The sequence below is a fragment of the Daejeonella sp. JGW-45 genome (assembly GCF_029360805.1).
Classification (GTDB): Bacteria; Bacteroidota; Bacteroidia; order Sphingobacteriales; family Sphingobacteriaceae; genus Daejeonella.
Genome location: NZ_JARKNC010000010.1, coordinates 708,863 through 722,693, shown reverse-complemented (window position 1 = coordinate 722,693; position 13,831 = coordinate 708,863). Strand labels below are relative to the sequence as shown.

General features: G+C 45.7%; 11 protein-coding genes. 9 read left to right on the top strand and 2 right to left on the bottom strand.

Going from position 1 to position 13,831, the window contains the following annotated elements; translation table 11 throughout:
- Positions 1–22: 22 nt before the first annotated feature.
- Positions 23–610 carry a sigma-70 family RNA polymerase sigma factor gene (locus tag P2W76_RS16890; RefSeq protein ID WP_276349076.1) on the bottom strand — a complete coding sequence of 196 codons (588 nt, stop codon included), beginning with the start codon at positions 608–610 and terminating at the stop codon, positions 23–25.
- A gap of 138 nt (positions 611–748) precedes the next feature.
- Between P2W76_RS16890 and P2W76_RS16885 the strand changes: the two genes are divergently transcribed.
- The 7 genes from P2W76_RS16885 to P2W76_RS16855 all read left to right on the top strand — a co-directional run bounded on the left by P2W76_RS16885 (position 749) and on the right by P2W76_RS16855 (position 10,654).
- Complete coding sequence (locus tag P2W76_RS16885; protein ID WP_276349075.1) at positions 749–1,921, top strand: FecR family protein; 1,173 nt, start codon at positions 749–751, stop codon at positions 1,919–1,921.
- Between the two features lie 149 nt (positions 1,922–2,070).
- Positions 2,071–5,331 (top strand): TonB-dependent receptor, encoded by a 3,261-nt coding sequence (locus P2W76_RS16880; RefSeq protein WP_276349074.1) that lies wholly within the window; start codon positions 2,071–2,073, stop codon positions 5,329–5,331.
- 10 nt (positions 5,332–5,341) lie between these two features.
- A complete protein-coding gene (locus P2W76_RS16875) occupies positions 5,342–6,664 on the top strand; it encodes a RagB/SusD family nutrient uptake outer membrane protein (protein ID WP_276349073.1) in 1,323 nt (440 codons plus the stop codon).
- 496 nt (positions 6,665–7,160) lie between these two features.
- Positions 7,161–8,402 (top strand): amidohydrolase/deacetylase family metallohydrolase, encoded by a 1,242-nt coding sequence (locus tag P2W76_RS16870; protein ID WP_276349072.1) that lies wholly within the window; start codon positions 7,161–7,163, stop codon positions 8,400–8,402.
- A 56-nt stretch (positions 8,403–8,458) separates the two neighbouring features.
- Positions 8,459–9,565 carry an amidohydrolase family protein gene (locus tag P2W76_RS16865; protein ID WP_276349071.1) on the top strand — a complete coding sequence of 369 codons (1,107 nt, stop codon included), beginning with the start codon at positions 8,459–8,461 and terminating at the stop codon, positions 9,563–9,565.
- Positions 9,566–9,682: 117 nt separating this feature from the next.
- The gene (locus P2W76_RS16860) at positions 9,683–9,862 is read left to right on the top strand and encodes a hypothetical protein (RefSeq protein WP_276349070.1); all 180 of its coding nucleotides are present in this window, start codon (positions 9,683–9,685) and stop codon (positions 9,860–9,862) included.
- A gap of 126 nt (positions 9,863–9,988) precedes the next feature.
- The gene (locus P2W76_RS16855; RefSeq protein ID WP_276349069.1) at positions 9,989–10,654 is read left to right on the top strand and encodes a response regulator transcription factor; all 666 of its coding nucleotides are present in this window, start codon (positions 9,989–9,991) and stop codon (positions 10,652–10,654) included.
- A gap of 18 nt (positions 10,655–10,672) precedes the next feature.
- Here the strand turns inward: P2W76_RS16855 and P2W76_RS16850 are convergent, their stop codons facing one another.
- Positions 10,673–11,110 (bottom strand): response regulator, encoded by a 438-nt coding sequence (locus tag P2W76_RS16850; protein ID WP_276349068.1) that lies wholly within the window; start codon positions 11,108–11,110, stop codon positions 10,673–10,675.
- A gap of 382 nt (positions 11,111–11,492) precedes the next feature.
- Between P2W76_RS16850 and P2W76_RS16845 the strand changes: the two genes are divergently transcribed.
- On the top strand, positions 11,493–12,671 hold the full coding sequence (locus P2W76_RS16845) for a PAS domain-containing sensor histidine kinase (RefSeq protein ID WP_276349067.1): 1,179 nt from the start codon (positions 11,493–11,495) through the stop codon (positions 12,669–12,671).
- A gap of 71 nt (positions 12,672–12,742) precedes the next feature.
- A complete protein-coding gene (locus P2W76_RS16840) occupies positions 12,743–13,810 on the top strand; it encodes a L,D-transpeptidase family protein (protein WP_276349066.1) in 1,068 nt (355 codons plus the stop codon).
- Positions 13,811–13,831: the final 21 nt, after the last annotated feature.

Genomic DNA, 13,831 nt, shown 5'->3' with positions numbered 1-13,831 from the left:
TTTTTTACGTATGCCCGATTGTTTAGAAGTAGCGACCCAAAGCAACCAGAATTAAAAACCACGAGATGTCTTTCAGCGATAGCCTCAAATGATGGAGAGCATTGGTCAGCTGATTCTCTACGGTCCGCTTGGAGATCGCCAGGCGCTTGGCTATTTCATCGTTGGATAGCTCATCTCTCCTGCTTAAGGTAAAAATTTCTTTGCATCGTTTCGGCAAGCCTTCCAGATGCCGCTCAACCTTTCGCTGCAGTTCCTGTTGCCGGATAAGCAGCTCGCCATCGTTCACCGATATGCTGTTATCATCATCCAATACATCGCGATATTCCAGCATATTTCGCTTAACCGTCCTCATGTACCTGTAAACGTGGTACCGTGCAGAGGCAGTAATATATCCCTTAAATGATCCGATCTGCAGCTTTTCGCGCTTTAACCAAAGGTTGAGGAATATATCGTGGACAATTCCTGACGAAGCTTCATTATCCCGGGAAATGGTATAGGCTGTGGTATAAAGGGTTTGCCAATACCGGTTAAAAAGGATATCAAATGAAACAGGATCGCCATTTTTCATAGCTTCCACCAATATTTCATCGGAAGACGATCTATCGATCATAGGTTAGCGGTTGTCACACTTATATTCTCCTAAAATTAAGACTAATAAGTAAGAAAAAGAATAGGTGATCAACCAGCTTTTTTCGAAAATCCATGTGTGTTGTTCCTCTCAAATGTCTCTATACTACAAAGTGGCGCTATGACCAGAAACGAATACGAAGTCTTATACCAAAAATATATCGCGGGAGATTGCACAGAAGAAGAGTGCAAACTACTGGAGGAATACACAGATTCCTTTCAGCTAAGCAACGCTCCCTGGGACGAAGACAAAATGGGAAAGTCCGAACATGCGAGGCAGCAAATCGCGAAGAACCTGCAAAGGAGTATCAGGCGTTCAGAACGCCGGAAGGTTGTGAGCCTGAAAACCTGGTATGTTGCTGCGTCTGTCATATTTCTTTTTTTCTCTGTTTCCATTTATTTGAGCATCGACAATGAACAGCCTGGGCTTACGCGAACTGATAAACCCTCGGTTGTGAGCGATGATATCCTGCCGGGTGAAAATAAGGCGATACTTATCCTTGACGACGGTTCCCGTATAAACCTTGACGATGCGGCCAGCGGCCTGATAGCACATGAGAGCAATACAACGATCAAAAAATTGCCGGACGGCCAGCTGCACTATGTTTCCGGCATACCAAAAGCCGGTGCCGGAGTAAGATTCAATACCGTAGCGACGCCGCGCGGCGGGCAGTTCCAGATCACCCTTCCCGATGGCAGCCGCGTATGGCTTAATGCAGGATCCTCATTACGCTTCCCCACACTTTTCGCCGGCGCAGAAAGAAAAGTGGAACTTACAGGTGAGGCCTATTTTGAGATTGCCAGGAACACCGCAATGCCCTTTAAAGTCGTGACGAATAACTCTGAGATCAAGGTATTGGGAACTCATTTTAACGTAATGGCCTACGATGATGAAAAGCAAATGAGCACTACCCTGCTGGAAGGCTCGGTGCAGATCCTGAAGGGAGCGGATAAAGTAATGATCAGACCGGGCCAGTCTGCAACTTTAAATAAGGCTACTGAGAAAATAACAGTTGCAGCCGCCGATCCTGACCAGGCTGTGGCCTGGAAAAACGGGCAATTCATTTTTGTTGACGAGAGCATTGAAAGCATCATGCGGAAAGTATCCAGATGGTACGATGTGGAAGTCGTCTATAAAGGGGATATGAGCAATAAGGATTTTACAGGTACGATATCCCGGAATAAAAATGTCTCTGAATTATTACGGATGCTTGAGTTAACAGGCGCTATTCATTTTAAAATTGTCCAGGAAGACTCTTCGGGCAAAGGAAGGAGGATAACTGTTATGCCATAATTTACCAGATATATTCAGGCCCGGAAAGATAGTGCAGGAGATTGGCCTTTAGTAACTACAATCAACACTCAACCAAACTCAAATGTATGAAACTCAATATATTACTAAAATGCAGAATACCCTGCATTCCGCTTAAATTCATAAGGGTTATGAAAGTTGCGTTTATTCTGTTGCTCACCGCGCTTTTGCAGGTGAATGCTGCCAGTTATGCTCAGCGCATCAGCCTTTCAATGAAAAATGCTCCACTTGAAAAAGCATTCAGGGAGATACAGAAACAAACAAAATACACTTTCCTGTATAATACCCAGATGCTTCAGATGGCTAAGCCCGTCAGCGTTAACGTCAGCAACGCATCACTTGAGGAGGCTCTTCGCTCTGTTCTTGAAAACCAGGCTCTCAGTTCGTCGATCGTTGATGAAACCATCATCATCTCACGGAAGCAACCTGTTATGGCCCGGGAACAGAAAATTATGGAAGCGCCCGCCCCTCCGCAGGAAATAAAGGGCCGCGTAACGGATTCGAAAGGTGCACCCCTGCCGGGCGTAAGTATAAGGTTAAAGAATACAACGATCGGTACAACAACTAACGTGGAAGGAAATTATACGCTTACGATACCGGAACCGGGAATACTGGTATTTAGTTACTTAGGATTCCTCGAGAAGGAAATAGCTTCAGGCACCCGCACGGCTATCGATGTGACAATGGAAGAAGATCAGCAGGCCCTGAACGAGGTTATCGTAGTTGGTTACGGTACACAGAACAAAAAGGATGTGTCCAGTGCTATTGGTTCACTTTCTGTAGCAAACAAAAAGCTGGCTGACCTTCCGATCACCAGTCCTGAACAATTACTGCAGGGCCGGGTTGGCGGTGTGAACATTACCCAGGATTCGGGTACCCCCGGTGGCCGCACGACGGTGCGTATCAGGGGTGCGAGCTCAATCACCGGGGGTAATGACCCGCTTTATGTTATTGATGGCATCCCGGTGAATACCGGTAATTATGCCGGTGCCGCAGCTGGTTCCATGCCTCAGAACCCGCTGTCAAATATCAGCCCGAATGATATCGAAAGTATCGACATTTTAAAAGATGCATCAGCGGCGGCAATCTACGGATCAAGAGCTTCCAACGGTGTAATTGTGATCACAACAAAAAGAGGTAAAGAAGACCAGACGAAGATCAGTTATAACGCTTATGTGGGTTACCAGGAAGTTGCGAAACGGATCCCGCTTTTAGGCGGTCCGGAGTGGGGCGAGCTTGTCAATGAGGCGAACACCAATGTAGGCCGGCCGGCACCGATCGCTAATCCGTCTGCGTTGCCAACTACCGACTGGCAGGACGAAATTTTCAGAAGAGCGCCGATCCATAACAATGAGATATCTCTTTCGGGCGGAAGCCAGAAAACAAGATACTTCCTGTCAGGCAGCTACTTAGGTCAGACCGGGGTAGTTATCGGCAGCGGATTCAGCCGGGGGAATTTCAGGTTCAATTTTGACCAGACGATCAACGACCGGTTGAAGGCCGGAATTAACGTAAGCATGAACCGGTCTAAAACCGACCGGGTGAGTCAGGGCGACCGTGATGGAATCGTTGCTGTGGCTATCGTAAAGTCGCCGGCAGTGCCGGCCCGGAATGCGGATGGTTCACTCAACCCTGACGATCCATATATTGCCAATATCGACAACCCGCTGATCATTGCAGACCAGGTTACCAACGATGCATTTAATAACAGGGCGCTGGGAAATGCATTTGTTGAATTTAAGATCCTGGAAGGCCTTAATCTAAGAAGCAGCATCGGCCTGGATTACCTGAGTTTAGAAGAGGTATATTTTGTACCGCCAAACAGATTAACTGTATTAGGAAGGGCAACTAACGGATCCGGAACCAACAGCATGACCCAGGATATTGGATGGATCAACGAAAATACTTTAAACTACAGCAAGAGCATATCGGAAAACCACCGTTTCAACCTCCTGCTTGGTTATTCTAACCAGGAATCAAAATTCAGCCGTACCGTTGCCTCAGCAACGAATTTCGCGCTTGAAGCGATCCAGACACTGGGTTCTGCATCCATAAAAAATTCTACTTCTACAGGCAGTAGCTGGGGATTAACATCTTACTTCAGCAGGTTGAATTATTCATTCAAGGATAAGTTTAACCTTGCCGCAAGCTACCGGGTAGACGGTTCGTCACGTTTCAGTGAAAACAATAAATATGGAAGCTTCCCTTCTATTTCTGCAGCCTATCGTCTCGGACAGGAAGGTTTTATGAAAGATCTCAGCTGGGTTGAAGACGTGAAGATCCGCGCAAGCTGGGGCCAGACGGGTAATCAGGAGATCGGTAACTTCACCTCAAGGGGATTATTCGGCGGAGGCTTTAATTATATAGGCTTAAGCGGGCTGGCCCAAACGCAATTAGCGAATCCTGACCTGAGCTGGGAAAGCACCGAGCAAACGAATGTAGGGTTAGACCTGAGCTTTTTTAAGGGCCGGCTAAACTTCACAGCAGACGTGTACAAAAAGAACACTTCAGGTCTGTTGCTTGCTGTGTCTTTGCCGAGGTCATCGGGCTTCGTAAGTTCACTTCAGAATGTCGGAAACGTTGAGAATAAGGGAGTTGAACTTTCACTGAACACCGTAAATATTAACAAAACTGACTTTAAGTGGTCAACCGATTTTAATATCTCGTTCAATAAGAACAAGGTAACCAACTTGCCGGGAGGGCAAATACCTCTTGGCTTTAATGGTTACGCCAGTATTGTTAAAGAAGGCTATCCCCTGGGCACCTTCTATGGCTGGAAGATCATCCGGGTAAATCCCCAAACAGGCGACTATGACTTCGTTGATATCAATGGAGATAAGAACATTCCATTAACGTCTACGACTGAAGACAACCAGGTACTGGGCAGCGCACAGCCGAAATTTACAGGAGGCTTCACTAACTCCGTTCAGTTCAAAAACTTCGACGCGTCGGTTTTCTTACATTTTGTTTACGGGAACCAGATCTTCAATCAGGCGGAGTATTCGTACGGCAGGCTTCATACCTGGTTTAACTCATCGACCCTGGCGAGAGAACGCTGGAGAAAGCCAGGAGATATTACGACCCTGCACCGTGCCGCATGGGCTGATCCGAACCGGAACGGTTCTGTTTCCAACCGGGTGTTACAGGACGGCTCGTTCCTGAGGGTGAAAAATATCAGTCTTGGTTACAACCTGAAAAATGAAGCACTGCGCAAAGCAGGGATCCAGAGCATCCGGATTTATGGCGCCGGACAAAACATTTTTACCTGGACAGAATATCGCGGCTACGACCCTGAAGTTAATGCGTATGGTAATGATACCAATTTTGGATTTGACATGAGTTCATATCCGCAGGCGCGGTCGTTCTCATTAGGCTTAAACGCAACATTCTAAATCAAGACTCATGAAAAAAATAATTCTTTTACTCTGTATATACCTGACTGTTGCGTCATGCGACGTAATTGAGCAGGAGCCGATAGATGCAGTTTCCACACAGGAGCTATTCGTACGGCCATCAGATGCGGAAGCTGCAATAGTGGGAACATACCGCAACCTGGCAAATACCGGACTTAATTATGTCGTATTTGCTGAACTTCCCACAAAAAACACGGTTGGAAATGCTCTAAACAGGCAGTTTGAGCAAATGAATAACCTGATCTTCGTGGCGGATAATTCTCAGTTCGGCATACTTTGGGATCAGCAATACGTTTTGGTAAATTCGGCTAATGTAGTGATCGCTAAGGTTCCCGGGATCCCGGGAATGGCGGATGCTGCTAAAAATGCAATTATCGCGGAAGCTCGCTTTCTGCGGGCATTTACCTATTTTAACCTGGTCAGGTATTTCGGTCCTGTACCCTTGATCACAAGCCCTACTGAAAGCCCTGATGTGGCAGCTCTTCAGGTTCCGCGTGCTCCTGTTGATGCAATCTATAAGCAGATCCTGGAAGACCTGGATTTTGCCAAGCTCAACCTGCCTGAAACTCATGCAGGTCTTGGCCGGACCGGCCGTGCGACCAAGGCAGCGGCATACGCGCTGGGCGCCAGAATATACCTAACCAGAAAGAGCTGGGCACTGGCTATTGCTGATGCAAATCAGGTAATTTCAAGAAAAGGCGAAACGTTAAGCGTAGCGTATGCTAATTTATTCCTTACGAAGAATTCTGCTGAATCTATCTTCGAAATAAATTACGACACCCAGCTGCAAAACAACCTGGCAACTACATTTTTACCTGCCAGTTTAAGCGGAACACGTACTATCCAGATCAATCCAAACCTTGTTGCAGCTTATGAAACAGGTGATCTAAGGAAAGACGCTACCCTGGGATTCGCAAATGCTGATAATTATCTTAAAAAGTACTCCAGGCCAGGTACAAAAGATGATAATATCATCGTATTACGCCTGGCAGAAGTACTGTTAAGCAAAGCTGAAGCACTCGCAGAAACCAGCTACCCTAACGCCGATGCGCTTAAACTCCTAAACGAAGTTCGAAGAAGAGCGGGATTGGGAGCCATAGCCCCGGCTACTTTAGCTGATTTCAGAACCGCCCTCTACAAAGAGAGAAGACTTGAGCTTTCCTTTGAAGGACACGAGTGGTTCGATATTGTAAGGACCGGAAGACTCCAGCAGATTCTTGGCATTACGGACAACAACAAATCCATATGGCCGGTGCCTTCTGCAGAGATCGCACGTAACCCTAAATTATTGCCTCAAAATCCGGGGTACTAGTAGTAATTTTTTCTTTTATCGAACGCGGCATTTGAGTGATCAAGTGCTGCGTTTTTTTTATTAAGGTTCCGCTGAAACCAACTTATATGTCTCAAAGACGATTTAAGAGGCGTGGCTAAGGAGACCCTTCCCCGACTGGGTCGGGGATCTCCTTAATGACACGCGGCTAAAGCCGCTGGGTCAGGAAGCCTTTTAAGTTTCCAAAGAATTGCATACAAACTAACCGCAACAGTCTGGTGTACCTGATTTGCGGCTGCGCTGGACTTTTAATAGCTGCTACATTCAGATCTCTCGCCAAGCATATGCTACGCATGCCCGCACGAGATCCCCGAATAAATCGGGGAACAACCTCCCGCCGCACGGTTCTGACTCGTATTAAAAATTAAGGCAATGAGCTCAGGCCAGTAGCTATAGTATCTAAATTGAGACATTTAGCCATCAATTGAAACAGAGTCAAATGTTTATCTTGAACTCTGATTAATCGATTTGATCTGAAATGAAAAAACTATTCCTTATAATACTTACAGTTTGTGCATTCAAACTCTCCGGCTATGCCCAAACCTACAGCATAGTTATCAAAGGAGGCCACGTTATTGACCCTGTAAACAATATAAACGAAGTGATGGACATTGCTATCAGCGGCGACAAGATCGTCCGGGTAGCGAAGAACATCGACCCGAAATCTGCCAGGCAGCTTGTCGAAGCTGCCGGACTTTACGTAACTCCGGGACTTATTGATATACACTCTCATAATTTCCATGGAATCAGGGCGGGCGATCCGGTGCCGGATGGGTTTACATTCAGAACCGGTATAACGACCACCGTTGATGCAGGAAGTTCAGGCCGGAAATCGTTCCCGCGATTTAAAGCCGAAACGATCGACAGGTCAGAAACCAGGGTTCTTGCATGGCTTAATATTGTCGGCGAAGGCTATAAAGGGGGAGCATTCGAACAGGATAATAACGACATGGATTCAAAACTCACCGGTGAGTTCGCTATTAAAAACAAAGAATACATCGTGGGGATCAAAACCGCTCACTACAACCGGCCCGACTGGGTTGCTGTAGACCGGGCTGTTGGTGCCGGTAAAGTTGCAAATATCCCGGTAATGGTAGATTTCGGAGGTACGGTACCGGCGCACTCTCTCGAGGAGCTTTTCTTTAAGCATCTTCGTCCCGGCGATGTATTTACCCATTGCTTTGCCGAGCTTGGCGCGTCGAGAGAAAGTATAGTCGATCCGAAAACTAAAAAGATAAAACCTTTTGTTGTAGAAGCACAAAAGAGGGGAATCCTCTTTGACGTTGGATTCGGTGGGATAAGCTTTGCCTATTCGCAGGCGATCCCAGCCCTTGAACAGGGCTTCTATCCCAACTCCATCAGTACCGACATGAATAAAGGCGCAACAAACGGGGCAATGAAAAACATACTGGATGTGATGTCGAAGTTTATCGCTATGGGAATGGACCTTCCTGCGGTAGTAAAGGCAACCACGCAGAATCCGGCTGAGCAAATTAACCGGTCGGATCTCGGCACACTCTCAGCAGGATCAATAGCCGACATTGCCATATTTAATATGCGAGAAGGAAGGTTTGGGTTCTGGGATTACACCGGTCACAAAATGAACGCAAACAAGAAACTGGAATGCGAACTGACAATGCGCGCAGGGAAGATCGTTTATAACCTCAACGGGATAACAAACCCGGTCGTAGTCACTACCCGCCGCGGTCAAAATCCGTAATCTATACCCGTTGTGTCGCTAACATATTTTATTTCATATATCATTAAACGTTTATCATGAACATCCTAAAAATGAAATACTTCTATTTTGTTGCGTTGATAGGGTTCAGTCACTGCAGCCTGGCTCAAACAGATAAAAACAGGATCTACTTTGAGACATACAACCCTCCTTCTTCCCTGGTGGTACCGGAACATGTGATTACCCGTGCAAAATTCCCTTTTATTGATGTGCACAATCACCAGAATAATATGGCATCGCAAAACCTGAGCAATCTGCTTTCTGAAATGGACAAATTAAATATGCGCGTGATGGTCAACCTGAGCGGCCGGGGAGGCGAGTATCTCGCGTCTTCAGTAAAGAATATTGCTGGCGTCACTCCTAACCGTCTGCTGGTTTTCACAAATGTGTCATTCGATGGACTTGGTGAAGAAGGCTGGATCCAGAAAACAGTAAAACAACTGGAAGATGATGTGAAAGCAGGAGCGAAAGGCTTGAAAATATTTAAAAGCCTGGGCTTTTCGGTCAAAGACAAAACCGGGAAAGTCGTGGCGGTAGATGATGCCAGGCTTGATCCGATATGGCAGAAATGTGCGCAGCTCGGCATTCCCGTACTCATCCATACCGCCGACCCTAAACAGTTTTGGGATAAACCCGATGCGAACAACGAACGCTGGCTCGAGCTTTTAACACAGCCGGGCAGAAACCGCAGTGCGTCTGACGGCTATTCATGGGAACAGCTTATACAGCAGCAGCATAATCTGGTGAAAAAGCACCCTAAGACAACGTTTATCATCGCACATTTTGGATGGTATGCAAATGATCTCGACCACCTCGGTAAACTACTCGACACCTACCCGAACTTTAATGTCGAGTTCGGCGCTATCATTGCCGAACTGGGACGTCAGCCGCGCAGGGCTAAGCAGTTCTTTGAAAAATACCAGGACCGTATTCTTTTCGGGAAGGACAGCTGGGTGCCGGCAGAGTACGCAACCTATTTCAGGGTGCTGGAAACAGAAGATGAATACTTTCCATACCATAAAAAGTACCATGCATACTGGAAAATGTATGGTATGGGTTTAAGCGACCAGGTGCTGAAGAAAATTTACTATAAAAATGCACTCCGGATTATTCCCGGGATTGATAAAAGTCAGTTTCCGGATTAGCAAGCTGAATATTTTTATCAAACCCTAATCAGACCTGTTTGTTATACGATAGGAAGATTGCAGACGCTCCACCGGTGTCGCAAAACGCCAATTAAGATGCATTAACCCAAGGAACATATGAAACTGAAAATCATATTTATCCTGTCGCTGGCCGGGACGGCTTTCGCAGGATGCAACTCAAACAGCAGGACTGACCAGGTTACCGATTCAGCGATCGTAGACACGATTATGCCGGTCGACAGCGTAATTGTTGATACCACAGCCGTAAGAGATACTCTTCTTACAGATACCATGTAGAAAAACCCGTTTAATATTTCTGTTAATCATCATTTCTGTTAAAGAGCAAACAATCCCGTATAAATACGTGTATAGGAGTGTATAAATTAATAGGGTTACATTTACCTGATTAACCTTTGGACTGAAATGCCGGAAATAAAAGTTGTATTAACTGAAGATCATAAAATAGTTAGAAGCGGTATAAGATCGTTGCTGGAAAATGAAGCAGATATCAGTATTGTAGGTGAAGCCTGCAATGGAGCTGAATTACTGGAATTGTTTAAAAGTGGTGCTGTTGATGCTAACGAGGTTATTCTAATAACAGATATCAATATGCCTGGTATTAACGGTATTGATATGTTATCTGGTTTGGCGCAAACGTACCCGGGATTGAATACGATAGTGCTTTCTATGCTTTCGCATGAAAAATATGTATTGAAAGCTTTCAACGAGGGCGCTAAAGGTTATATGCTAAAAAATGTCAGTTCGGAAGAGCTCCTCTTCGGGATCAGACACATCTCTTCTACCGGGAACCGCTATTTATGTGTGGAACTTTCCCTCGAACTTCTCGACCGCCAATTAGGGCGGTCGCATGCAGTTAGCGGCGATGCTGCGGAAGTGGATCTATCTAAGCGCGAGATGGAAATTTTGTCCCTGATCGCAGATGGATATACAAACCAGGAAATCGCTGATAAGATCTTTACCAGTAAACGCACGGTGGAAGGTCACCGTCAAAATCTAATTGACAAGACTCAGTCAAGAAATTCGGCGGCCCTAATCCGTTATGCCGTACTTCGTGGCATTGTCAGCTAGGCCGGCCACTCAAAATGACTATGCCCGAAAAGCTGTGAACCGTCGGGCTCCTTTGCTTTTCCGGAGCCTGTGAGGATTGGCTGCGGATTCCGCCACCCTGATACGACTATGAATGGTCTCAACCAGGTCATACAGATCAAAAGGCTTGGCTATAAATTCGTCACACTTGTAATCGCCGAGCGAATTAAACACCTGGGGATATGCAGACATCAGTATAACAGGTATCCTGCAGGTCTGTTCATTGACCTTTAACTGATAGCAAACCTCTCCGCCATTGATACCCCTCAGGAGATAGTCAATAATAACCAGATCTGGCTGACAGCCCTCCTCAAAGTACTGTAAGAATAGCGCCAGATCGGAGACGGTGTCAACCTCAAAGTTTTCATAGGTAAGTACCTCCTTTAGCATTTCGAGGACATCCTTATCATCATCCATAATTAGAATTTTCTTTCCCATAATGCGCAGTTTTGGTAGAAGAATAGCGAAACGGGGCAGCCTGAACGATGAGGTCACATGGAAATATAAAATGATAGCGAGCTGGGCTGCATAACAAAGTTACATTAAGCAACGGAGAAATTCCCTGTGTTATGTCACGAAATTTTCGGTGTTAAATACCTGTTTATCAAACAAAAAAGCTAAATTGACAATTAGTTCCCCCTGATGAAGCTTTTTTGCTTTAAGAACATCCCATTATCTGGTGTGATAGTTATCGACTGCAAATACATCCACTATTGCAACTAAGGTGATCATCGGAAAAAATTTTGAACTAACTGCGAATCCGTTTGTTGATAGAAAATCCAAAGAGGATAGTACTGATAATGATTGTAATTAACGAATCATGAATAGGAAAGTAAAGAAATCTAATATCCGGGCTGCACCAGAAAACAAAGATATAAAAACTCTTTTCCAGGAGCTGCAGGTCCACCCGGCAGATCTGGAAAAGCAAAACGACCGGATCAATGCCGAACTGGAGCTGGCCAAAATTAAAGACCGGCTTGAGCTTTCTCTCCAGGTGTCACTCGCCGGAACCTGGGAACTTGACCTCAGCACAATGAGCTTCTTCATGGATGAGAACTGCCAAAAAATCTGCAATATGCCTGAGGGTGGATTTGTTGGACACTTCAATGATTTTCTTGAGCTTATACATCCGGCTGATAGAATAGAAGTGGAAAACCGCTTTCGCAAATCAATAAACAGTCATACAGAAATCGACCTGACCTGCCGCTTCGGACAACCGCAAGACAAAGAATGCTATACTGTTATCCGCGGACACGTTATTCCGTCCGCTCACCTTCATGAGCGCTTTGGGGGAATAATGCTTGACATAACTGAGAAAACGCAGATGGAGAGATCGTCCACAATGCTGCGCGAAGAATATCAGAGAAAGATTGCCGCTGCCATGATAAATGTTGAGGAAAATGAACGGAGACGGATCAGCAGCTCACTGCATGACAGTGTGAGCCAGCTTCTTTATGGGGTTAGGATGCAACTGGATCAGCTGGAAAAAACAATGCAGGCGTCAGGCATTAAAACGATTAGAAAACTGCTGGATCAGGCTATCAATGAAACACGGAATATATCCTTTGAACTTGCCCCCTCGATACTGACCGACTTTGGTTTAAGTGCGACGCTTGAAGAACTGGCAAAAAGGCTATCCTCCAGGAACCTAAAGATCAAAGTACAGGTAAACGGCTTTTTGAAACGAATGGACATCCTTTTGGAAACAAATATTTACAGGATCATCCAGGAACTGGTAAACAATAGCATGAAACACTCAGAAGCCAGCCAGATAACTGTTGAGGTCACCAGGAGCCAATACATTCTGATAGTGGTAAAAGATAATGGAAAGGGGTTCAATGTAAAAGCACAGGAACATGCCCCAACTGGTTCGGGATTAAGCAGTATCAAAAACCGGCTCCGCATTTATGGTGGAAGCATCCATGTCAAATCAGAACCGGCAAAAGGGGCGATCATATCTGTAAAACTGCATGAGAACCCTTCGGGTACGGTTTGTTGAATATTACAGGCAAAAAAACAGGCACACAATGCTGGCTTGAAAATTGATATTTTTACATATCAATTCACGGCATGAAAAATTACCTGATACTCCTGCTCCTGACCACACTTTCCCGTGTTTTTCCGGCTTATTCCCAGGAGCCTAAAGAAAGGCAACAAAAAGCGCTGCAGGCCGCAATTGAAGAGTATCAAAAACTTAACGACAGAAACAACTGGCCTGAAATAAACCTTAACGATAAACCTGTCATTAGGCTCAACGACAGGTCATCCAGCCTCCCCGCAATTAAAGAACGCCTCAAATTACTTGGTGACCTTCGCCGCGTACGCGATGACGATGTTTATACGGACAGGCTCGAAGATGCTATAAAGCAGTTCCAGCTGCGGCATGGGCTTGAAGATGACGGAATCATCGGACCGGCATTTATGAAAGCGCTGAATATTCCCCTCGGGAAACGTATCACACAAATGAGTGCTAATTTGGACAGGATCATGATGGACACCGTCGAGATGAATGGAACGAGGATAATTGCTAACATACCCAACTACAAACTTTACGTTTACGAAAAAAATACCCAGGTCCTTTCGATGGATATTGTCGTAGGCAAGATCAGCAACCCGACGGTAGTTTTTTCTGACACTCTAGAGAATATTGTTTTCAGTCCCTATTGGAATGTTCCGGCCAGTATCGTAAGAAATGAGATCCTGCCGGCCATAAGCAAAAACAGCTCCTATCTGCAGAAGAACAATATGGAGATTACCGGTAAGGTTGACGGGCTTCCTGTCATTCGTCAAAAGCCAGGTCCAGACAATTCACTTGGATTAGTCAAATTTCTTTTTCCCAATCAGTATAACATCTATTTTCACGACACGCCTGCCAAAGGTTTATTCGATAAGAAGAACCGCGCTTTCAGCCACGGCTGCATTCGCCTGAGCCAACCCTTTGAACTCGCTCAATACCTTCTTAAAGATCAGCCTGGATGGGATGAAAGCGAGATCAGGGCAGCCATGAATGCCGGCACTGAGAAATGGGTCAGGCTCCTTAATAAGATCCCCGTATCGATAATTTATTATACCGCCTGGGTCGACAGCTCGGGACTTGTCAACTTCCGGGACGATATTTACGGGCATGATGAGATGTGAGATATGGGATATGAGCTCTGG

Coding starts and splice junctions, on each gene's coding strand:
- P2W76_RS16875 (WP_276349073.1), top strand. CDS start 5,342: ATGAAAAAAATAATTCTTTTACTCTGTATATACCTGACTGTTGCGTCA.
- P2W76_RS16870 (WP_276349072.1), top strand. CDS start 7,161: ATGAAAAAACTATTCCTTATAATACTTACAGTTTGTGCATTCAAACTC.
- P2W76_RS16845 (WP_276349067.1), top strand. CDS start 11,493: ATGAATAGGAAAGTAAAGAAATCTAATATCCGGGCTGCACCAGAAAAC.
- P2W76_RS16850 (WP_276349068.1), bottom strand. CDS start 11,110: ATGGGAAAGAAAATTCTAATTATGGATGATGATAAGGATGTCCTCGAA.
- P2W76_RS16840 (WP_276349066.1), top strand. CDS start 12,743: ATGAAAAATTACCTGATACTCCTGCTCCTGACCACACTTTCCCGTGTT.
- P2W76_RS16865 (WP_276349071.1), top strand. CDS start 8,459: ATGAACATCCTAAAAATGAAATACTTCTATTTTGTTGCGTTGATAGGG.
- P2W76_RS16885 (WP_276349075.1), top strand. CDS start 749: ATGACCAGAAACGAATACGAAGTCTTATACCAAAAATATATCGCGGGA.
- P2W76_RS16890 (WP_276349076.1), bottom strand. CDS start 610: ATGATCGATAGATCGTCTTCCGATGAAATATTGGTGGAAGCTATGAAA.
- P2W76_RS16855 (WP_276349069.1), top strand. CDS start 9,989: ATGCCGGAAATAAAAGTTGTATTAACTGAAGATCATAAAATAGTTAGA.
- P2W76_RS16880 (WP_276349074.1), top strand. CDS start 2,071: ATGAAAGTTGCGTTTATTCTGTTGCTCACCGCGCTTTTGCAGGTGAAT.
- P2W76_RS16860 (WP_276349070.1), top strand. CDS start 9,683: ATGAAACTGAAAATCATATTTATCCTGTCGCTGGCCGGGACGGCTTTC.